An 18,890-nucleotide genomic window follows, 5' to 3' on the forward strand; every position below is an offset into this window, starting at 1 on the left:
GACGAAGAAATCGAACCCTCACAAACCCGCGCCGTCCTCACCCGCGCACTCGCCGAAGCCCCCAACCGCCGCGGCCGCCACAAAAACATCCCACTCTGAACCGCCGTTCCCGGGGACACCAATCATGTGGACGTCGGCATACTTAATTGCGCTAGAAGCGATTTAAGCTGCCCACGCTCCACTTCTGTCAGGGCAGCCGTTACTCGATGTTCTGCACAGGTGACTTGTTGGCGAGCCATTTCAAGACGCTGCAGCCCTTGCCGGGTGAGTGAGGCGGGCAGCGTCCGGCCCTGTTCCGCGGATACCGGCCGCGTGACAAGCCCCTCATCCTGAAGCTGCTGCAGCACATCGAACATCGCCTGTCGGCTCACGCGTGCCTTACGTGCAAGCTGGGAGTTGGACGATCCAGGGTCCGCGTACAGAATCTGCATACAGATGAAGGCCGACAGTGACAGGCCAAGAGGTTCCAGCCCTACGGTCGCATGCCGCTGCAGGAGTGTTGCAGTGCGGGTGAGTAAATAGCCGAGAGGCACTCCCGGTCCACTGCTATCCGCCGATGTCACCAGGAGACTTGGCTATCACGACGCCAGGCGAGGCCCGATAGGTCCCGGCGTGTTCTCCCACTGGGTAAGAGCCTCCCGAACCAACGCGACGGTTTCCGGCGCCGATGCTTGAATTGCCTGCGGCGCCGGCCTTTCCCGGCGAGTCAGCCCACTGAGCGCGCCCTTACCCAATTCGACGCGAATATCTGCGCGGTATTGACGAAGCGACCGGGCGCAAAGATCCCATCGCACCTGACGAGTCAACTGCCGGACCAGCCGGTGTTTAAGATCCTGCGGTCCGATGACAAGCGTGCCATCGGCGTTCGACAGCAGCGGGTGCCGCGCCATCACCACGGGCGTGTTCTCCAACGCGGCACCGAATTCCGCCTCGGCGGACGCCATATACGGAGAATGGAAGGCCCCGGCCACCGGGAGCAATTTCACCTGGGTGTCGGCCGGAGGGTTGGCCCGCAAGTGATCTAGCTCGTCGAGCCGGCCGGCCGCGACCACTTGTCCGGGACCGTTCACATTCGCCACGAACAGACCGAGCTCCTCCACCGCGCGGGTAACGTCGCACAGGCCACCACCTACCACTGCCGCCATACCGGTGGGTTCGTGGTCGCAGGCACGGCGCATCGCCAGCCCTCGGAGCCTGGCCAGCCGGACGGCGTCGCGTGAGGTCATGGCACCAGCCGCCGCGGCGGCTGCCAGCTCCCCCACCGAATGACCGGCAAAAATCAGCGGGTCCGGCAGCGTCAGCTCATCGCGAAGCCGTTCGAACACCAGCAGCGAGGTGGCGACGATGAGTGGCTGAGCTATTGCGGTGTCGGTAATCTCGTCGTTCTCGGCCAGTGAGCCGTAGTAACGCAGATCGAGGTCCGCGGCCTCTGAGAATTCGTCGATCCGGGCCGATCCGGCATCGTCCAGCCAGGGCGCGATCATGCCTTTGCGTTGAGCACCCTGGCCTGGCATCACCATTGCAAACATGTTCATCCTCCTAGATCTGCTAGACCGAAGTGACGACGTCGACGTAGGCGAGGCGAGGTAGCCGCGGGTGCCAGGCATCCAGGCCGGGCTTGCCGATATTCACCACCGCCAAGGATTGGTGCACCCCATCGGGGAAGAACTCTCGGTCAACGGCCCCGGCATCGAATCCCGTCATCGGTCCCGCCGCGAGCCCGGAGGCCCTGATACCGAGGATGAAATAGCCAACCTGGATCAAGGCATTGGTTCTCGCCGACGCGGCGCGCGCATCAGCATCGGCGAAGTAGTCCTTGGCTTCGGGTAAATGCGGGAACTGGGTAGGCAGCTCCTCGTGAAAGTTCAAGTCGGCAGCAAGAATTGCCACCAAAGGGGCCGAGAGGGTCTTGGCCTGATTAGCGCCAAGCATGTGCTTGACCAGCCGTGACCGCGCTTCCCCGGAACGCACCAAGACAATTCGCAGCGGCTGCTGATTCATGGACGTCGGAGCGAACTTGATCAGCTCGTAGATGGCCTGTATCTGCTCGTCGGCGACCGGCTCGTCGGTGAAGGTGTTGGCGGTGCGAGCCTGACGGAAAAGCAGGTCCTGAGCGACGGCGGGCAGGGCCAGATATCCTTCCAGCGGCGACTCTTCAGGTACCGTTTTCCCTTGCAGTAGTGGCGAATCGCTGTCATATCTGACATGACGGGATTTGGTCTGCAACTCACCATCGACGCGGACAAGCACATCGTGAACCACACAACTCGGGTTCGCCTCCGCGGGCTTGCCCGGCCTGGTCTTGACCACCAGGCAGTACACGGTGGAGCGAATCTCATCGGTATCGATATATTCGAGGTCGATCATCGAGAAGTAGTGCCGTTTCTGCACCGGATCGTGCTTACCCATCTCACGGAAGTCGTACAGGTCGTTGATGATTCCGGTCCGTGTAACACTGGCCGGTAGAGCGGTGGTGTGGTCGAAGATCGCGTCCTCGGTGAAGGTCGCCGCATAACCTTCGATGTCCTGCGCGTCGAGTCGCTGCATCTGTCTGGCGTAGAACTGCTGCACCTCGATGTAGAGGCTCGTGCTGATGTCAACGGTCGTCACGGTCGGCTCCTTAGTCTCATACACCTCGCCTGGCACCTTCGGGTGTCGCCAGTTTCCTTAGCAGAGCTCGAATCTCGGTCAAGGGCACTACACCCGGGCTTGACCGGAGCTATAGCGGAGCCGTGCATAGTCACCTTCATGACTTCGACAACGACTCGTAAAGTTGCTCTCATCACCGGCGCGACCAGCGGCATGGGTTTGACGATCGCGCAACACTTGGCGAAACAGGATTTCGCGGTCTTCCTCTGCGCTCGCAGCGAGGAGTCACTCAGCCAAACAGTCAAACAACTACAGAACGACGGCTACGAGGCCGACGGGGTGACCTGCGATGTCACCTCGCCCGAGCAGATACGTGCCTACGTCGCCGCCGCTGTGGATCGCTTTGGGCCGATTGACATATTAGTGAACAATGCCGGTCGTAACGGCGGCGGGATCACCAAGGACATCACCGACGAACTGTGGTTCGACGTCATCAACACCAACCTCAACAGCGTTTTCCTGATGACCAAGGCGGCACTCACGACCGGCGGGATGCTCGACCAGGGCTGGGGGCGAATCATCAACATCGCCTCGACCGGAGGTAAGCAGGGCGTGCTGCACGGCGCACCGTATTCGGCGTCTAAGCACGGGATGGTGGGATTCACCAAGGCTTTGGGGCTCGAACTAGCTAAGACCGGTGTCACGGTGAACGCCGTGTGCCCCGGGTTCGTCGAGACGCCGATGGCCGAGCGGGTTCGTGAAACCTACGCCACCTTGTGGGGTGTGGACGCCGAGGAAGCAGGTAAACGGGTCGCCGCTCGTGTGCCCATCGGCCGGTATGTGGACACCGAAGAGGTAGCGGCCATGGTCGACTACCTGATCAGCCCCGGCGCCAATGCGGTGACCGCTCAGGCCCTCAATGTCTGTGGCGGCCTGGGCAATTACTAAGCCCTTCGCCAGGCAAGTATGCGCCGCTGCTGCTTGCCGCCCTGCTGGAGTGCGCCGATCAACGTCAGCTTATCGCCATCGAAGTCGTACTGACGTGTCTGCACAGTGCCGGCCCAGGCGGGGTTGGAGCAGACCGTAATCCGGTGCAGTACTAGCGGTCCGTCAACCTGCCAGTGCCCGGCGTATCCCATGAACGGGACTGCGCCGGGCACTTGCTCTCCGCGCATCATGCTTACCGACAGCGCGCCCTCGGCGCCGTAGTAGAGCAGACCGATAGGCGATTGACCGAGTGGCCCCTCGCCAGTGGCGCCATTCTCATCGAGGTCGTAATAGGACTCCAGCCGCCACTGCCCCACGAAGTCACGGGGCCGGACGGGCTCAGCCTCACTGGCGTGCATGAGCAGATCCGCTGCGGGCGTGCGCCGTCACCAGATCATCTAGCGCCGCTGCTAACTCGTCAGGTTTGGTGATCATGGCGTCATGGCCTGTTTCCAGTTCGCGCACAGGTTCACCGGCCGGCGGATAGGAACGTGGCATCAACTGCTTCCGCAGAGACGTCCATGCCTCGCCGCCACCGGAACAATGGATATGAACCCGCGGGACACTCTGCAGCTGTTCCGGATTGCCGAGCCGCAGGACATCGGTGAAGGTGCGCAATGACTGCGGGCTCTGCATCGAACGCAACCAGCTCAGATCGGGCTCGTCGGTTACCCCGTAGCAGCCCTCGACCCCTGGAGGCATGTCGGCCACCGGCACTCGCCAGCCGTCACCTTCGGCCTGCGCCGCATCCGCGAAAGCCTGAACATTGACCGGAAGGATGTCGGCGACGGCCTCACCGTCGTGCGCGACGAATGTATCCAGATACACCAGTAAGGCTATGCGGGAGGGGATTCGGTCTGCGACTGCCGTCACGACGACGCCGGCATAGCTGTGCCCGACCAGCACGACGTCGGTCAGGTCCTCATCCTCGATCAGCCCGGCGATATCGTTCACGTGAACATCAAGACCCACGTCCGGGCCCAGTTCACCGGCCCTGTCGCCAAGCCCCGTCAGCGAGGGCGCGTAGACCTCGTGGCCGGACGCCTCAAGCACAGGGGTCAGCCGTTCCCAGCACCACCCGCCATGAAATGCGCCGTGCACCAATACATACGTTGTCATGTCTAAGCCTCCATGGATTCTGACTGCACCCCCACCAGCGGCGGGGGTATGGGTTCAGGCCGCAGGCCTTGACCTATGACCCGGGCGATAAGCCTGGGCAACATGGGAAATGCCCGGATCAGCCGTATCAGGAGCGGCCGCTCGGCGGGCGGACGGCCAGCGGTCGGATAGAGATCAGCCAGCAGATGCAACTGCGCCCACTGCACTGCCCGCACCGGATACTGGCGGCGGCGTTGCACGCGAGCGAGCTGCGATACCGAGGGCCTGGCGCCGGAAGCCAGTACCGGGCCCAGTATGCGCGCCGCAGCGATGGCATCCTGCACGGCGAGGTTGATACCGACACCACCGGCGGGCGACATGGCATGTGCCGCATCGCCGATCGCCAGCAGGCCCGGCCGGTACCAGCGCCGCAGCCGGTCCACGCGTACGTCTAGAAGATGAAAGCTGCTCCAATCGCATAGCTCCTCGGCCAGCCTGCCGGCGAACGCCGGATAGATCCCGGCGATCGCTGCCTGCAGTGCTTCGAGGCCATTACGCCGAATCTGGTCATAGCCGCCCTTGGGGATCATGTACGCGACCTGCCAATAGTGTTGACGGTTGAGGCAAACGATGAAATAGCCCCTGCCGCTGCGCACCGCCGGAATCACATCGTCGGCCTCGCGACTCACCCGGAACCACAACACATCCATCGGTGCCGTGGAGGCCGCAAGGTCAAGCGATCCGGTGGTCCGCACGAGTGACCGCCGTCCGTCTGCGGCGATGACCAGTGTGGCCCGGATCTGCAGCGGGCCGTCGGGGCTGCTGCAGAGCACACCCACCACGTCCTCGCCATCGTGAATCAGTTCCGTGGCCTGAGCTTGTTGTAGCAGTTTGAATCCCGGGTACCGGCGGGCGGCAGAGGCGATGAAGTTCAGTACGTCCCACTGCGGCATGAACGCGAGATACCGGTACCTGCCGGGTAGCCCCCGAAAGTCCGCAAAGAGCAACTGGCCGGAATCTGTTGCTATCGGTAGCGTTTCAGCTTTGGCATGAGGAAGGTCGAGAAACTGGTCGATCAGCCCCAGTTCATCCATCGCCTGCAGAGTTGACGGGTGCACTGTGTCGCCACGGAAGTCACGGAGAAAGTCCGCATGCTTCTCCAGAACGGTGACGTCAAGACCGAATCGGGCCAGCAGCAGACCGGCCATCAGCCCGGCCGGACCGCCGCCGATCACACACACGTCGACGGCTACGCCAGGCATTCGGGCACCTGGCCATCGTTGTAGCTGACCATGTCATCGAACGCGGCGATCACATCGAGCGGCGCCCCGATGTCACCGTCTCGCGGTTCCGCACCCTGTTCGGCATAGGCTCGGTACAGGTTGCCCACCAGCCGTTCGGAGTCGATCAGCCCCGCGAAATCGCCCAGCTCGGCACGGCGAGCGGCTTCGAGGGGCCCAATGCCGTCGGCAGACCCCTCGGCCGCCAGACGCTGGATCCAGGTCAGGTACGCGATCGTCTGCTCGAATACCTCGGGCCCGGTGAGCGGACCATGACCACAGACCACGGTCTCGGCACCAAACTGAGCCAACTCACCGATAACACGCAGCGCACCCTCGACCGAGCCCATCAGGTTGAACGGGGTCGCACCCGAAAGCACGATGTCACCGGCGAACAGAATCTTGTCCTGCGGAAGCCACACCACCGCGTCGTTGGTGGTGTGCGCCGGGCCGAGATGAATCAACTCGGCCGTCCGGTCCCCTATATGCAATTGGAGCCGATCGGAGAAGGTCACCGATGGCAAAGTGACTCTGACATCTCCCCATTCGACCTCGGGCCATAGTTGGGTTAGCGCAAGGCCCGCCTCGTCCATCTCGATCCGGGCGCGTTCATGAGCGATGATCATCGCCTGCGGGCCAAACATGTGATTGCCAAAATGATGGTCGCCGTGGAAGTGAGTGTTGACCACGGTGCGTCGCGAGCCAGGAGCCAATCCGTCAACCGCCGCGACCAGCCGCCGATTGCGGCTTTCCGTGGCCAGGGTGTCGACGACGACCGCGCCGTCCGGACTCGCCACGATTCCCGAGTTACTGAGGCACCAGCCCCCGGGCAACTGCAGATAAGCGTAGACACCGTCCGCGATTTCGGTGATCCGGTCGGTACCCCGTGCCGCCAGCCCGGAGGTCAACTGAGGTTTTCCGCGAGAGACTCTGCCCAGTACCCGGCATGGGCGAGGGTAGCTTTGCTATTGGCACCCAGCGCGTTTCGCAAGTATTGCTGAGCATCGCCAATACCTTGGCCAGCACCCAGCACAGGGGCTATCGCCGCCGGATTGATGGCGACCATGTGTCGGGAGGTGGCGACGGCGCCGTCAGGACCGTCTGTGAACTCCCACACCCCGCTGTGTCCCAGCAGCAGCGCTGGCGGTAGTTGTTGTTTGTACACAATCTTGTTCGGGCTGAAGCACAGTCGCACCGACCGGGTGGTGTGACTGCTGCCATCTGTGGTGACGGTGTCCATCTCCATGTCCTGCACGCCATCCGCGGTCTCGACCAGGTCGACCCGTCCAACATGCGGTAACCGCTTCGGCCACAAGTCGCTGCGCTCTACGAACGTGTAGATGTCGGATGCGCTTCCCGGCAGCTGCACGGTGTCCTCGAACACATGGATGATTTCCCCAGGCACGTAACCGCATTCGGCCACCAGACCCAATGCGGTCAGCTCCTTTTCGCTATTGGTATTGACTGCCTTGATGATGGCGGCCTGAGCGGCATCATCGCCTGCCACCGTGAAGTGATGGTCCAGCACCACTTTGGTGTACCCACCGGGCAGATCTGTGAACCTCCAGCTCCCACCCATCGACGTAATGGGCGCTGCACTGCGCTCCTGGGCGAACTCGACGAGCTTGGCCTGTGGATCAAAGCTCCTCCGCGATACCCAATCTCGCACCGAACCATTGACTGTCGCCCAGATATGAAAACGCTCGCCAGTGTCGCTGCGCTCGAGCAGGTCCACGTGCACCGTCGGGCCGAAGATAACCGGCCAGCGGGTCACGTCCGCCACCAGCGAGTAGACCACCTCTGCGGGGGCCGCTATCTCTCGCGAGTGCGTCAACGTATGCGTTACCGGAGAAGTCATGCCGCACCGGCCAGCTGCGTATTGATGACATCCAGCATCTGTTGCGGCGTAGTCAGGTCAGCCAGCTCCTCTTCGGCTATATGCACGCCGTATTCCCGCTGCAGCCGGGCAGCGGTTTCCATCAGGGCCAAGGAGTCGTAACCGAGTTCTTCGAACTCAATCGTCGCACTCTCTGGACTAATCTCGCTGTCGTCCTCGCCACCGGCGCAGGCAACCAGGATCTTATGCAGCTGAACAAGCGTTACTTCGGCCATTTCTCTTCTCCTTTGCTGATTTTCGTGTTCAACGACGCACGACTACGGCGGAGTTGAAACCCCACCGGCCCCGCGCCAGTATCAAGGCGGCCGACAGTGACGCCTCACGTGGTTGACCCTGCACAAGATCAAGCTGATAGCGCTCGGGAATATCGGTGGTACCGACAGTGGGCGGGACCACTCCGTCCCGCAGAGATAGCAGTGCCGTCGCCACATCCAGTGGCCCGCCAGCGGCATAGAGCCTGCCGGTCATCGACTTTGGCGCAGTCACCGGCACGCCGTATGGCGAGAACACCTCCGCGATGGCCGCTGCTTCCGCGGCGTCGGCGCCGGTCACACCGGCCGCGTCGGCGAATACCACATCGATATCGGTCGGTGTTAGTCCAGCATCCGCGATCGCCATCTGGGCCGCACGGGCCAGTCCGCTAGGCAGACCCGATCCCGGGGCCGGGTCGAAGGTGGAGGCATATCCAGCGATCTCACCGTGAATGTTGGGGGCATTGCGCGCCTCCGCTGCATCCGCGTCTTCGCAGATGAGGATGCAGCCCCCTTCGCCCGGCACATATCCGTTGGCCCGCTGATCGAACGGCAGGTATCCCTGCGCAGGATCAGTCGCCCTGGTGACATTCCCGGTCGAGATGTGCGAGGTCCAGCCCCATGGGTCGAGAGCCGAATCCGCGCCTCCGGAGACCACCAGAGCGGTACCACGCCGCACCGTACGGCGCGCATGTCCGAGAGCATCCAGCCCGCCGGCCTGCTCCGCCACCAAAGCACTACTAGGGCCACGCATTCCGTGCCGAATCGAGATCTGGCCGGTATTGACGGCATAGAACCAAGCAAACGATTCGTACACACTGACGTGCTCCGAGCCCTGGGACCACAGCTTCTGGAACTCCCGGTGCGTGAACTCGAAGCCACCCGAGGCAGTCGACGTGACCACACCCATCTCGTAGTCGGTGAATTCCTCCGGATCCACCTTGGCATCGCCCAGAGCCCACTCCGCGGCCACGAGGGCCAGCCGGGTTGAGATATCGGTCTGCGGAAGGAGCCGTCCGGGCAGCAGCTCCTTGGCGTTGAAATCAGTGAGCTGTCCCGCCAAGGTGCTCGAATATCCGGAAACATCGAATCTGTCGAGAGTCGAGATCCCGGTATGCCCAGATACTGTGGCTTCCCAGTAATTTTCGGTACCCAGACCATTGGGGGCCAACACTCCCATACCCGTCACCAATACGCGTTTCATGCCGATGCTCCCAACATCTCGGCCGGACGGCTCAGCACCATCGCGGTCTGAAATCCACCGAATCCACTGCCCACGGTGAGCACATGCTCCAAGTGGTGATCGCGTGCGGTGATGGGGACGTAGTCCAGATCGCACTCCGGGTCTGCCTCGTGCAGATTCGCGGTCGGCGGAACAACCTGGTTCTTAAGCGCCAGTAGCGAGGCAGCGATCTCGACGGACCCGATAGCCCCCAGGGAGTGGCCCACCATGGACTTGATCGAGCTCACCGGCGTGCGATACGCATGCTCGCCCAAACTGCGTTTGAATGCCGCCGTTTCGTGGCGGTCATTCTGGCGGGTACCCGATCCGTGGGCATTGATGTAGTCGATCTTGGTCGGATCGAGCCGTGCCTCGTCTAGGGCAATGGTGATGGCTTCGGCCATCTCCCGCCCATCGATCTTCAGCCCTGTCATGTGATAGGCGTTGCAGCGGGTGGCGTATCCGGATACCTCTGCATATATCTGCGCACCACGAGCCCGTGCATGTTCGAACTCCTCCAGCACGAACATCGCCGCACCCTCAGCCAGCACAAAGCCGTTGCGAGAACCGTCGAAGGGGCGAGAACCGGTTTCCGGGGTGTCATTACGCGTGCTGGTGGCTTTAATCGCGTCAAAGCAGGCCACCACGATCGGCGTGATCGGGGTGTCCGCGGCGCCGCTAAGCATCACGTCGGCACTGCCCTCACGAATCAGCGCCACGGCATGGCCTACCGAGTCCAGCCCCGAGGTGCACCCGTTGGACACCATCGTCACCGGACCCTGCGCCCCCACCGTCCAGGCCACCTCGGCCGGCATCACGCTAGGAATCATGTAGTCAAACATGTGGGGGGACACCGCTTTCGGGTCCGAAAGCCAATTCCGCCCCGAATCCGACAGCACCAGGTACTCCTGCTCCAAGCTGGTAGCCGCCGCCACGGCACTGCCCAGGCTTACCCCAAGTCGATAGGGGTCGAGCGTGTTCACATCCAGTCCACTATCGGCCACGGCCTCGCGGCTGCAGACCACCGCGAACTGGGTGGCCCGGTCCATGCGCCGAATCTCTTTGGGCGACAAACCCTCCTGCACTGCGTCGAAATCGGCCTCACCGGCGATCCGAGACCGATACGGCGACGCATCGAAGTAGGAGATGCTTCGGGTCGCGGTGCGTCCAGCGGCCAGCAGTTTCCAGAACTCGTCGGCGCCGCGACCACCCGGTGCGCGTACACCGATGCCGGTGATGACTACTCTTCGCTCCATCTCCCACCTCTCAGTTTGTGTCGGTATTGATGTCAGATACATTGTGGGGAGCCACTACTCAAAGACGGCTCAAGCTGTCGTATTCGAGATCAAACGGCCGCGGCCGGGGCAAAAGGCCAAAAAAATCCACCAGCATTGCTGGTGGATTTAGCTGTGGCGATTTTCTTATCAGGAAACCTGAGACGTCAGCCCCGTGACGGTATGCGGAATTAGCCCGGTAAGGAACCGGCCATGTTCGGTTTTCATTCGCTCGGCTACGGTGTCATCGGACGAGGCCAAAATATCGCCGTGCAGTCGCTGCAATTTCACACAGGGTTCCAGTCCGAGCCCTGCAGCCAACGTTTTTCTCGCCAGCTGGAATACCCCGAGCGCCTTATCCCGCCAGCCCGCCAGACACAATGCATACATATAGTACGCATACAGTCGCTCGTGATACGGGAACCGAGATACCCAAAGCGCAAGATCAATCGCCGCTTCCCGATACCTTTCGAGACGTAATTGAGCCTCAATGCGCAATTCCAAATTGGCTAGAAATATACATTCCACCTGATCCTTCTCTGATGCCAGGAGTCGTCCGACTTCGATATCAACAAACGCGGGACCGGTCCATGTCTTTTCGGCGTTTACGTACAACAGGACGGCCTGATGATCGTTTCCCGACTCCTTGGCGCACCGCGCCGATTCGATCAGACTTTGGTATTTACGCAGGTCAAGGTTAATATCTTGGGGGCTGAACAGGTAGCCCATGTTTTTTGTCTGCAACATGGACGAGGCAACCTGGGCCACACTCATGTCAAATTCTTTGGCTATAGTCTTGCGTATACTGAGGATATAGGTCTGCACCACTGTCGTTGCACTCTTGGGTGGCTCATCGTCCCATAATTCGTCGATAAGTACGGCCGCTGGAACAAAACGCCCAGTCCGAGCCAGCAGCATCGCAAGAACTTGACGTTGTTTTTTTGCCGATGGCGTCGCGTCCCGCTCGCCCGATGAAAGAGAAGCGGTCAATGACAATGGACCAAGAATATTAGCGTCTGCACGTACAACCATTCTGCACTACCTCCGCGTGATACCATTCAGGGGCACGTCAGTGTGCTTCCGATTTATTGTTTCTAAAACCTCTCAGGTTCTTCCCAGCCTAACTGGGTACGCGCGTGACCGCTTAGCGCATGCGTTACCGTACGATTAACTTCGTATGATATCGATGATCCGATGCGATAAGCCGCGTTACACATGACAGACTCGATCCTTATTTGTTGCCTAGTTCCGTGCCGCCATCGGCAGTAATGATCTGGCCGGTCATATAGCTGACTTTTTCGCTCGCGAGAAATACCAGCATCTCTGCTATTTCTGAAGGGGTCCCTATTCGGCCGAGCAATGACGATTCGGCTTCCGCACGGCTCAGCGGGTTTAGTCCGGCGACCAGATCGGTCTCGATGAGGCCCGGAGCCAGACCATTGACCAGAATTTCCGGTGCGAGCTCCTTCGCGAGCGCCACGGTGAAACTATTCAATGCAGCCTTCGACGCCGAGTAGGCCATCCCTCGCGCGGTGGCCATCGACAAGTTCCCCCGCATGGACGAGACGTTCACGATTCTCGCGCTGCCATCGCGCGGCATATACGGGGCCGCCGTTTGGCAAAAGTTAAATACCCCAATCAGATTCGCCGTCAGGTGCTGATCCCAGTCCCGTCTAGTCAGCTCCGCGAACGCACGGGGGCTGGCCACCCCAGCACAGTTCACCAGGGAGTCGATACGGCTATGAGTACGGACGACTTCCTCAACCGCGCTGCTGACCTCCTCGTGATTGCCGACATCAGCGACGATGTACCGCACGTCCATATCAGCCGCTTCCCGCCGGAGCGCGGTAGAAGCGGTGCGTCCGTGCAGAACCACCTCGGCTCCGGCGGCCTTGGCAAGGCGCGCAGTCGCCAACCCGATCCCTCTCGAGGATCCGGTAACGAGAACAACCCGACCCCGCATAACGCCCCGTCCTTGGGTTCTTAGTTTCCTCCGCAGTTGTCGCGTCCAATGTCTCTTCGATAACTCAAGAACCACTCAAGTGCTTTCCGCCGGTGTTACGGCCCCGAGGTTGTTACTTTCGGCAGGTCAGTAGGGTGCGTGCTACCCACTCCCCTGCCGGACCAGCACGATTCCCCGACCGGGTGGTTCGCTCTGCCCGATCCGCTCGCGCTGCAACGCCTCGACCGCCGACCGGCGTAGGCGCCGGACATCATTCACCTGCACCGCACCTCGACTGGAATCCTTCACGTTGCTCATCTCGGCTCAGGATGTGCCACTAGGCTCAACCTGTCGCCGAGAGAAGCGAGACAACGATGACCGAACCTTTGGATACCGAACGATCATTCAACGAAAACAACATCGCCGAATTCCGGGCGAACGGCGGCACAGTGGGCGGCCAGTTCGAAGGTTTTCCACTGCTGCTTCTGACGAGCATCGGTGCCAAATCCGGCGCCCAGCGGGTAAATCCGTTGGCGTACTTCGATATCGACGGTAAGGCCTACATCGTCGGCTCCGCCGCGGGCAGACCGGGCAATCCGGCCTGGGTCGTAAATATCCGCGCCAACCCCGATGTCAAGGTCGAAATCGGGGCCAACCCGATCACCGCTGCCACCGCAGTCGAACTCCCTCGTGCCGAGCGCGACCGCGTGTACGAAATCGTCAAACAGCGCGCACCGGGATTTGCCGGCTATGAGACAGCCACCGATCGCCTGATCCCAGTGTTCGAGATCCGGTTCAGCTAACCTATTTCTCGTTAAGCGCCTGTTGCAGAACCTGTTCGAGCTCGTCCTGAACCCTCTGCAGCGGCGCAGTATCACGGTTGGCGCGCGCCAGTATCAGGCCGCCCTCGATCGATGTGACTATCAGGGTGGCCAGCCCGGCCGCGCGCTTCTGTGAAATTCCCATGTCGACAAGACCGGATGCAATCAAGTCCTGCCACGTCTGAAAGATGATGTCTGCCTGAGGGATGAGACTTCCATCGATGTCGCCGCCGCCAATAGCGGCCGAGGCGATCGGGCAGCTGGCCCCGAAGTCCTTGTGCTGCAGGATCGCGGTCCAGTACTTGACGTAACGGTCTATTCCGCTGGTCGCGCCTTCCGCGAACGCATCGGTGATCGTCGCCGCAGTGATCTTGCCTGCCAGCTCAAGCGCCTCGGCGAGCAGCTGTGCACGCCCATCCGGAAAGTAGTAGTAGACCGATCCGCGCGGTGCGCCGCTCCGGGCGATCACCTCGTCGACGGTGACCCCGGCCGCACTCCGCTCGGTCATCAGCTCGACGGCTGCATGCAGCATCCGCTGCTTGGTCTGACCCTTGCCCGGCTGCGGCGCGGCCTTTGCGATAACCACTGGTCAATCGCCCCTTCCGCTTCCGGTCCATGCGGAAGCGGAATCAGTATATAGATTATGGTATCTACCATATGTTAGATTCTCGAAACCGGCCCAGCTGAGGCAATGCGCGCCGTATCCATTCATCGAGGAGAGAACGTGGCAGAGCTACGAACAAGCGAAGTTATCGTCGACGGGGTGCGATCTCCGGTGCTGCTTGCCGGACCAGATCGCGGCCGGACCGCTGTGGTCTTCATCCACGGAAATCCCGGTTCCTCACACGACTTTCGTGGATTGCTGGCAGCGTTTGGCGATCACGCCCGGACTGTTGCCCTGGACATGCCCGGGTTCGGACAGGCGGACAAGCCGTCCAACTTCCGGCAGAGCGCCGTAGGGCATGCCACCCACCTCGACGGCGCACTGTCGGCGCTGGACATCACCAATGTGCACTTGGTGCTGCATGACTTTGGTGGTCTTTGGGGACTGACCTGGGCCGCCGCCCATCTGGACCAAGTCGCATCGATCACCTTGATGAACACCGGCTCGGTCTACGAACACCGCTGGCACTGGCCCGCCCGGCTGTGGCTCACCCGAGGCGTCGGTGAACTAATGATGCGGCTGACCACGACCACGGCGTTCAAACTCGTTATCCAGTACGGCTACGCCCTCAAGTCGGCGCCCGCCCGGCTGCCCGCCGACTTCCTGGCACATATGGCAGACGATTTCGATGCAGGCACACGCGACGCCGTGTTGCGTCTGTACCGCGCATCACACCACCTCGGAGAGTTCGGCGACGCCCTCGCATACCTGTTCCACCAGCACGATATTCCGGCGTTGGTGATATGGGGTGCGCGCGATCACTTCCTGCCCGTCAAACACGCCTATCAGCAGTTGGACGCGTTCCCGTCGGCGCGACTGGTCATCCTGGACAAGGCCGGCCACTGGCCCCTCATCACCCACGCCACGGAAACCGAAGCCGCCGTTGCCAGTTTCCTGCGCCCCCTGCTGGAACGCGGAGACCGCAGCGAAACGCAGTCTGCATCCGCGCCAATCGAAGCCGTCCGTTGATGGCAACTCAGGGACAAGACATAAAGAAGAACGCAGCCCGATTCTTCGATGTATACAAAGGAGACTTCGCGCTGGCCGGATCTGGGACCTCCCGCAGCAGTTTCGGCGCCTTCGCCGCAAGCTGGCTGCCGCTGGCCATCAGCCTGTTCGCGCTGTTTCACCTCGGCATCTGGTCGTTCATGCTGTTCGCGTCGGCCAGCCAGCACCCCGAGGACCTCGGCCGCATATACGCCGAGAAGCTCGGCATCCCACAACTTGAGCAAGTGGGAAATGCCCTGTTCCATGTGTTCGCCTGGGGACATGGAAACAACGTCCCCGAAGTCATGCTCGAGAGCATCTACGTCGCATGGGCGATTTTTCTGCTCGTCGCGGCACGAAAACCTCAGGCCAACAAGACCTTCCTGGACTTCACCATCGGTGGTAATCTCGCCCACTGGCTCGGGATGACGTTCATGACGCTGACCATGACGGGGCAGTCTCACCACCACTACCAAGACATGTTGCTGCTTCTGGCCTCGGTCGCTTTCCTCGCCGCATTCTGGTTCCCCGCGCGGCAGTACTACAAAGCCGAAGGAACACTCGCCTAGATCCCCGTCTCGTGCGCCGCCTGCCATCGTCAACTAATAGCTACGACCAGCACCGTGGAGGTATCGGGCCGACTGGCGCACAGAGATGTGACGTAGGGCACCACATCCCGACGGATGTGACACAACCGACCAGTGATCTAGTGCGCCCGCCATGTTACCGTTTGTTCAATTCGAGTGAAGAATGTCACTCCGGTCGCTTTTTCAGTGTTGAAAGGCGTTTTTCATGACATCGATTCATGAGCCACAGGGCATCACGATACGTGCCCGGAATGTTTCGTTCGATTTGAGTGACACCCCGTTGCACTGGATTCCGAACGAGCCCTCCGCTTCCAACACGCTCAGCGTGTTGCACATCATGGTCCCCGAAGGGGAACGATGGTTCTGCGAGGCGTTTGCTGAAGCATTGCCATACGTCAAGGACGAGAAGCTCGCTCACGATATGCGCGGCTTCATCGGCCAGGAGGCCATGCATGCCGAGGTGCATGACAAGGCAGTCGGCGACTTCCTCGAGGCGCGCGGCATCAACACCGCGCCCTACCTGCGTCATGCCGAATACCTGTTCCGTAAGGTGCTGGCGCCCAGGCAAACACGATCGGCGCGGGTGCGCTATAACGACCTGATTCAGCGCCTGTGGTTGATCGCGGCCATCGAGCATTACACGGCAGTGCTCGGAGATTTCGCCCTGAATGCCACCTGGACCGAACACGGTGCCGACCCGACGATGACCGACATTCTGCGGTGGCACGGCGCGGAGGAGATGGAACACCGCAGCGTGGCTCACGATGTTGCGAACTACTTCAACGCCAGCTATTTCCAGCGATGCCGGGCCATGATTTTGTCGATTATCGGACTATCCGTGTTGGTCCATCGCGGTGCGCTCTTGATCCTTCGCGAGGATCCGTCCATCAACTACTCCTATCCCCGGATCTGGATCGAGTACTTCAGGGCCGCGCGCCGTGGTTTGTTACCCAGGCTCGGCTTCTTGGTCACCTCAACGCTCAGTTATTTCCGGCCCAGCTTCCATCCCGAGGAGGTTGGCTCCACCGCTCAGGCGGTCGCCTACCTGGCGGCCTCGCCCGGCGCGAGAAGCGCCGCATTGTGAGCACAGGCACCACAGCAACACACCCCGGCGGGTCGTACTTCCTTCCTGCGGACACCGAGATCGCGAAGACTCCCCCAGATCTACGCGGAAAATACTCGCGCGATCCGCTGCTCGTAGTCGGTGGCACCGCGGCCAAGGCATGGCTCAGTCTGTTCGCGCGGCTGGCCAAGACCGGAGAAACCCGTGAGGTCAACCGGATACGCACCCTGAGAGTCATCCGGCGAGAGGTTGTCGCACAAGACGAGAACGTCGTCGCACTGACCCTGTCCGCCGCGGACGGCGGTGAGCTGGAGCCATGGACGGCCGGCGCGCATCTGGACTTGCTACTGGAGTCCGGCCGCATGCGGGAGTACTCGCTCTGCGGCGATCCTGCCACCCGCGACAGCTACCGAATCGCAGTGCGCCGGGTGCCCGACGGTGGCGGGGGCTCAATCGAGGTGCACGACACGCTGCGTACCGGGTCCCTGATAAGGGTCAAGGGGCCGAGAAACGGACTGCCGATGGCCGTGCCCGGCCACGGGTCCCCCGCACACCGCCTCAGGTTTGTGGCCGGCGGAATCGGCATCACGCCGATACTGCCGATGCTGATGACCGCAGAACGGCTCGGGCTGGATTGGTCGATGGTCTACACCGGGCGTAGCCGCGACTCGATCCCATTCCTCGACGAACTCAAGATCTTCGGGGACAAGATCACCGTACGTACCGACGACGAGCACGGCTTGCCCACCGCCACAGATCTTCTCGGGGATATTCCCGGGGCCACCGCGGTGTACTGCTGTGGTCCGATACCGATGCTCGAGCTCATGCGCACAGCATTGATCGACCGCGACGATGTCGAACTGCACTACGAACGGTTCTCGGCCCCACCGGTAGTGGATGGAGCCGCATTCACGGTCGTCCTGGCCCGCAGCGGCGAACGGATCCCTGTGGCCGCCGACGAGAGCGCGCTCGCGGCGATTCTGCGGCGCGCTCCGAACGCTGCGTACTCCTGCAAACAAGGCTTCTGCGGAACCTGCGAGGTGAAAGTCGTTTCAGGTGCAGTCGACCACCGCGACACCTTGCTCACCGCCTCCGAACGAGGCGTGGGGGCCATGCTGACTTGTGTATCCCGCTGCGCCGACCGCTCGGGCAACGGCGAGCTCACCATCGACCTCTGACGGCCTAGAGCGGGCGCCGATTATCGGCCTACGGCGTTGCGTTACCCCGGATATGCGGGGTCACGAGCATCAGCTGGCCCAGCACTCCGTTCACGAAGGCGGGTGACTCATCGGTAGAGAGCTGTTTGGCCAGCTCGACCGCCTCGTCGACGGCGACGACCTCGGGAACATCCTGAGCGTGCAGCAGTTCCCAGACGGCCACGCGCATGATGGCGCGGTCCACCGCGGGCAGTCGGGCCAGCGTCCAGCCCTGCAGATGCGAGGAGATGAGCTCGTCGATATGGGTGGCGTGCTCCGTCACTCCATAGGCCACTGTGACGGCATAGGAATTGAGCTGCTCTATCTCGGGCTTGGACTTGGCCAAGGCTTTGCGCTCGTCGGCGACGTCCGCAGCCGTCATATCCCGTGCTTCGGCTTCGAACAGCAGGTCCACGGCCCGCTTGCGCGCCTTGCGGCGACCACCCTTTGCGGGCTTGCCGGTATCAGCCATTCACGCGGCCGAGATAGCTGCCATCGCGAGAGTCGACCTTGAGCCGGTCACCGGTGTTGATGAACAGTGGAACCTGGATTTCTGCACCGGTTTCCATGGTCGCCGGCTTGGTGCCGGCACTGGAGCGGTCGCCCTGCAGGCCTGGATCGGTGTGGCTTACTTCGAGTTCGACGGTGGTCGGGAGCTCGATGTACAGCGCGGCACCCTCGTTGAACGCCACCTGGACGGTCATGCCCTCTAGCAGGAAGCGGGATGCGTCGCCCACAAGTTCCGGTGACAGCGGGTGCTGTTCGAAATCCTGGCTGTCCATGAAGACGAAAGAGTCACCATCGCGGTACAGGTAGGTGGTGTCGCGGCGGTCGACCGTCGCGGTCTCCACCTTGACACCGGCATTGAACGTCTTGTCGATGACCTTGCCCGTGAGCACGTTCCTGATCTTGGTCCGCACGAATGCCGGACCTTTACCTGGCTTCACGTGCTGGAACTCGATGATCTGCCACAGCTGACCATCGATGTTGAGCACCAGGCCGTTCTTGAAATCGGCGGTTGAAGCCACGTCT

At 61.6% G+C, this 18,890-nt stretch carries 24 protein-coding genes and 1 pseudogene; 7 read left to right on the top strand and 18 right to left on the bottom strand.

From position 1 onward, the window contains the following. Positions 1–99, top strand: a 99-nt coding sequence (locus AB0H22_RS14550) for a hypothetical protein (RefSeq protein ID WP_358146683.1), incomplete at its 5' end; no start/stop codon positions are given. A 23-nt stretch (positions 100–122) separates the two neighbouring features. Here the strand turns inward: AB0H22_RS14550 and AB0H22_RS14555 are convergent. The 4 genes and pseudogenes from AB0H22_RS14555 to AB0H22_RS14570 form a co-directional block, all read right to left on the bottom strand. Next, positions 123–563: a MarR family transcriptional regulator gene (locus AB0H22_RS14555; protein WP_358147061.1), complete on the bottom strand. Its 441-nt coding sequence runs from the start codon at positions 561–563 to the stop codon at positions 123–125. Between the two features lie 15 nt (positions 564–578). Beyond that, positions 579–1,529 (bottom strand): ACP S-malonyltransferase, encoded by a 951-nt coding sequence (locus tag AB0H22_RS14560; RefSeq protein WP_358147063.1) that lies wholly within the window; start codon positions 1,527–1,529, stop codon positions 579–581. Positions 1,530–1,548: 19 nt separating this feature from the next. Further along, positions 1,549–2,145, bottom strand: coding sequence for a malonic semialdehyde reductase (locus AB0H22_RS14565; RefSeq protein ID WP_358147452.1), 597 nt, complete (start codon positions 2,143–2,145; stop codon positions 1,549–1,551). 72 nt (positions 2,146–2,217) lie between these two features. Continuing rightward, a pseudogene (locus AB0H22_RS14570) lies at positions 2,218–2,646 on the bottom strand (nuclear transport factor 2 family protein); the annotation flags it as partial. 102 nt (positions 2,647–2,748) lie between these two features. On the opposite strand from AB0H22_RS14570, the gene AB0H22_RS14575 reads away from it, so the two are divergent. Beyond that, positions 2,749–3,537 (top strand): SDR family NAD(P)-dependent oxidoreductase, encoded by a 789-nt coding sequence (locus tag AB0H22_RS14575; protein ID WP_180747728.1) that lies wholly within the window; start codon positions 2,749–2,751, stop codon positions 3,535–3,537. Here the strand turns inward: AB0H22_RS14575 and AB0H22_RS14580 are convergent. From AB0H22_RS14580 to AB0H22_RS14630, 11 genes are all read right to left on the bottom strand, one after another. Continuing rightward, on the bottom strand, positions 3,534–3,935 hold the full coding sequence (locus tag AB0H22_RS14580) for a lipocalin-like domain-containing protein (RefSeq protein ID WP_358147064.1): 402 nt from the start codon (positions 3,933–3,935) through the stop codon (positions 3,534–3,536). The genes AB0H22_RS14575 and AB0H22_RS14580 overlap by 4 nt on opposite strands. Beyond that, positions 3,922–4,695, bottom strand: a complete 774-nt coding sequence (locus AB0H22_RS14585; protein ID WP_358147065.1) for an alpha/beta fold hydrolase — start codon at positions 4,693–4,695, stop codon at positions 3,922–3,924. The genes AB0H22_RS14580 and AB0H22_RS14585 overlap by 14 nt, the downstream gene beginning before the upstream one ends. Before the next feature lie 2 nt (positions 4,696–4,697). Further along, the gene (locus tag AB0H22_RS14590; RefSeq protein ID WP_180747731.1) at positions 4,698–5,936 is read right to left on the bottom strand and encodes an FAD-dependent oxidoreductase; all 1,239 of its coding nucleotides are present in this window, start codon (positions 5,934–5,936) and stop codon (positions 4,698–4,700) included. Beyond that, positions 5,924–6,862, bottom strand: coding sequence for an MBL fold metallo-hydrolase (locus AB0H22_RS14595; protein ID WP_358147066.1), 939 nt, complete (start codon positions 6,860–6,862; stop codon positions 5,924–5,926). Before AB0H22_RS14595 ends, AB0H22_RS14590 begins: the two co-directional genes overlap by 13 nt. After that, positions 6,859–7,812, bottom strand: coding sequence for an aromatase/cyclase (locus AB0H22_RS14600; RefSeq protein WP_180747732.1), 954 nt, complete (start codon positions 7,810–7,812; stop codon positions 6,859–6,861). The genes AB0H22_RS14595 and AB0H22_RS14600 overlap by 4 nt, the downstream gene beginning before the upstream one ends. Continuing rightward, positions 7,809–8,066, bottom strand: coding sequence for an acyl carrier protein (locus tag AB0H22_RS14605; protein WP_180747733.1), 258 nt, complete (start codon positions 8,064–8,066; stop codon positions 7,809–7,811). Before AB0H22_RS14605 ends, AB0H22_RS14600 begins: the two co-directional genes overlap by 4 nt. A 28-nt stretch (positions 8,067–8,094) precedes the next feature. Then, entirely contained in the window at positions 8,095–9,306 is a 1,212-nt protein-coding gene (locus tag AB0H22_RS14610; protein ID WP_358147067.1) for a ketosynthase chain-length factor, read from the bottom strand. Beyond that, complete coding sequence (locus AB0H22_RS14615; protein WP_180747735.1) at positions 9,303–10,580, bottom strand: beta-ketoacyl-[acyl-carrier-protein] synthase family protein; 1,278 nt, start codon at positions 10,578–10,580, stop codon at positions 9,303–9,305. The genes AB0H22_RS14610 and AB0H22_RS14615 overlap by 4 nt, the downstream gene beginning before the upstream one ends. 168 nt (positions 10,581–10,748) lie before the next feature. Continuing rightward, on the bottom strand, positions 10,749–11,630 hold the full coding sequence (locus tag AB0H22_RS14620) for an AfsR/SARP family transcriptional regulator (protein ID WP_358147068.1): 882 nt from the start codon (positions 11,628–11,630) through the stop codon (positions 10,749–10,751). Positions 11,631–11,829: 199 nt separating this feature from the next. After that, complete coding sequence (locus AB0H22_RS14625; protein ID WP_255485541.1) at positions 11,830–12,561, bottom strand: SDR family oxidoreductase; 732 nt, start codon at positions 12,559–12,561, stop codon at positions 11,830–11,832. 141 nt (positions 12,562–12,702) lie between these two features. Beyond that, the gene (locus AB0H22_RS14630; protein WP_180747738.1) at positions 12,703–12,858 is read right to left on the bottom strand and encodes a hypothetical protein; all 156 of its coding nucleotides are present in this window, start codon (positions 12,856–12,858) and stop codon (positions 12,703–12,705) included. A gap of 56 nt (positions 12,859–12,914) precedes the next feature. On the opposite strand from AB0H22_RS14630, the gene AB0H22_RS14635 reads away from it, so the two are divergent. Further along, on the top strand, positions 12,915–13,343 hold the full coding sequence (locus tag AB0H22_RS14635; RefSeq protein WP_358147069.1) for a nitroreductase family deazaflavin-dependent oxidoreductase: 429 nt from the start codon (positions 12,915–12,917) through the stop codon (positions 13,341–13,343). A 1-nt stretch (position 13,344) separates the two neighbouring features. Here the strand turns inward: AB0H22_RS14635 and AB0H22_RS14640 are convergent, their stop codons facing one another. After that, positions 13,345–13,947 carry a TetR/AcrR family transcriptional regulator gene (locus AB0H22_RS14640; protein WP_358147071.1) on the bottom strand — a complete coding sequence of 201 codons (603 nt, stop codon included), beginning with the start codon at positions 13,945–13,947 and terminating at the stop codon, positions 13,345–13,347. A gap of 138 nt (positions 13,948–14,085) precedes the next feature. On the opposite strand from AB0H22_RS14640, the gene AB0H22_RS14645 reads away from it, so the two are divergent. The 4 genes from AB0H22_RS14645 (at position 14,086) to AB0H22_RS14660 (ending at position 17,840) form a co-directional block, all read left to right on the top strand. Further along, positions 14,086–14,994 carry an alpha/beta hydrolase gene (locus tag AB0H22_RS14645; RefSeq protein ID WP_358147072.1) on the top strand — a complete coding sequence of 303 codons (909 nt, stop codon included), beginning with the start codon at positions 14,086–14,088 and terminating at the stop codon, positions 14,992–14,994. Further along, entirely contained in the window at positions 14,994–15,581 is a 588-nt protein-coding gene (locus AB0H22_RS14650) for a hypothetical protein (RefSeq protein ID WP_358147074.1), read from the top strand. The genes AB0H22_RS14645 and AB0H22_RS14650 overlap by 1 nt, the downstream gene beginning before the upstream one ends. Positions 15,582–15,804: 223 nt before the next feature. After that, positions 15,805–16,683, top strand: a complete 879-nt coding sequence (locus tag AB0H22_RS14655) for a metal-dependent hydrolase (protein WP_358147075.1) — start codon at positions 15,805–15,807, stop codon at positions 16,681–16,683. A 59-nt stretch (positions 16,684–16,742) separates the two neighbouring features. Continuing rightward, positions 16,743–17,840, top strand: a complete 1,098-nt coding sequence (locus AB0H22_RS14660; RefSeq protein ID WP_358147455.1) for a PDR/VanB family oxidoreductase — start codon at positions 16,743–16,745, stop codon at positions 17,838–17,840. 28 nt (positions 17,841–17,868) lie between these two features. Here the strand turns inward: AB0H22_RS14660 and nusB are convergent, their stop codons facing one another. Next, positions 17,869–18,330, bottom strand: a complete 462-nt coding sequence (gene nusB / locus AB0H22_RS14665) for a transcription antitermination factor NusB (protein ID WP_358147076.1) — start codon at positions 18,328–18,330, stop codon at positions 17,869–17,871. After that, positions 18,323–18,886, bottom strand: a complete 564-nt coding sequence (efp, locus tag AB0H22_RS14670; protein ID WP_180747746.1) for an elongation factor P — start codon at positions 18,884–18,886, stop codon at positions 18,323–18,325. The genes nusB and efp overlap by 8 nt, the downstream gene beginning before the upstream one ends. Positions 18,887–18,890: the final 4 nt, after the last annotated feature.

It is taken from the genome of Mycobacterium sp. NPDC050853 (assembly GCF_040653875.1).
GTDB lineage: Bacteria > Actinomycetota > Actinomycetes > Mycobacteriales > Mycobacteriaceae > Mycobacterium.

Excerpts from the sequence above, each read along its gene's own strand:
- AB0H22_RS14560 (WP_358147063.1), bottom strand. The coding sequence starts at position 1,529 with ATGTTTGCAATGGTGATGCCAGGCCAGGGTGCTCAACGCAAAGGCATG.
- AB0H22_RS14575 (WP_180747728.1), top strand. The coding sequence starts at position 2,749 with ATGACTTCGACAACGACTCGTAAAGTTGCTCTCATCACCGGCGCGACC.
- AB0H22_RS14580 (WP_358147064.1), bottom strand. The coding sequence starts at position 3,935 with ATGCACGCCAGTGAGGCTGAGCCCGTCCGGCCCCGTGACTTCGTGGGG.
- AB0H22_RS14585 (WP_358147065.1), bottom strand. The coding sequence starts at position 4,695 with ATGACAACGTATGTATTGGTGCACGGCGCATTTCATGGCGGGTGGTGC.
- AB0H22_RS14590 (WP_180747731.1), bottom strand. The coding sequence starts at position 5,936 with ATGCCTGGCGTAGCCGTCGACGTGTGTGTGATCGGCGGCGGTCCGGCC.
- AB0H22_RS14600 (WP_180747732.1), bottom strand. The coding sequence starts at position 7,812 with ATGACTTCTCCGGTAACGCATACGTTGACGCACTCGCGAGAGATAGCG.
- AB0H22_RS14605 (WP_180747733.1), bottom strand. The coding sequence starts at position 8,066 with ATGGCCGAAGTAACGCTTGTTCAGCTGCATAAGATCCTGGTTGCCTGC.
- AB0H22_RS14610 (WP_358147067.1), bottom strand. The coding sequence starts at position 9,306 with ATGAAACGCGTATTGGTGACGGGTATGGGAGTGTTGGCCCCCAATGGT.
- AB0H22_RS14615 (WP_180747735.1), bottom strand. The coding sequence starts at position 10,580 with ATGGAGCGAAGAGTAGTCATCACCGGCATCGGTGTACGCGCACCGGGT.
- AB0H22_RS14620 (WP_358147068.1), bottom strand. The coding sequence starts at position 11,630 with ATGGTTGTACGTGCAGACGCTAATATTCTTGGTCCATTGTCATTGACC.
- AB0H22_RS14625 (WP_255485541.1), bottom strand. The coding sequence starts at position 12,561 with ATGCGGGGTCGGGTTGTTCTCGTTACCGGATCCTCGAGAGGGATCGGG.
- AB0H22_RS14630 (WP_180747738.1), bottom strand. The coding sequence starts at position 12,858 with ATGAGCAACGTGAAGGATTCCAGTCGAGGTGCGGTGCAGGTGAATGAT.
- AB0H22_RS14635 (WP_358147069.1), top strand. The coding sequence starts at position 12,915 with ATGACCGAACCTTTGGATACCGAACGATCATTCAACGAAAACAACATC.
- AB0H22_RS14650 (WP_358147074.1), top strand. The coding sequence starts at position 14,994 with ATGGCAACTCAGGGACAAGACATAAAGAAGAACGCAGCCCGATTCTTC.
- AB0H22_RS14655 (WP_358147075.1), top strand. The coding sequence starts at position 15,805 with ATGACATCGATTCATGAGCCACAGGGCATCACGATACGTGCCCGGAAT.
- nusB (WP_358147076.1), bottom strand. The coding sequence starts at position 18,330 with ATGGCTGATACCGGCAAGCCCGCAAAGGGTGGTCGCCGCAAGGCGCGC.